1 protein-coding gene is annotated in these 279 nt (G+C 68.5%); it reads left to right on the plus strand.

The genetic code is table 11. From position 1 onward, the window contains the following. On the plus strand, nt 1–279 hold a 279-nt coding region (locus tag EN845_RS35135), incomplete at both ends, for a uracil-DNA glycosylase family protein (RefSeq protein ID WP_281041063.1).

Here is a 279-nt window from a genome sequence, read left to right on the forward strand (position 1 = left end):
TCGAGACCGATCTCGGTATCCCGCGCCCGGACCACGGCTGCCTGATCCCGTGGGCGCGGCGCGGCGTGCTGCTGCTCAATGCCGTGCTGACGGTGGAAGAGGGCAAGGCCGGCGCGCACCAGGGCCGCGGCTGGGAAGGCTTCACCGATCACGTGGTGGATGTGCTCAACCGCGAGCGCGAAGGACTGGTGTTCATGCTCTGGGGTGCCTATGCGCAGCAGAAGGGCAAGGTGATCGACACCCGCCGCCATCGCGTGCTGAAGTCGCCGCATCCGTCGC

The sequence above is a fragment of the Mesorhizobium sp. M8A.F.Ca.ET.202.01.1.1 genome, from assembly GCF_004791595.1.
Taxonomy (GTDB): domain Bacteria; phylum Pseudomonadota; class Alphaproteobacteria; order Rhizobiales; family Rhizobiaceae; genus Mesorhizobium.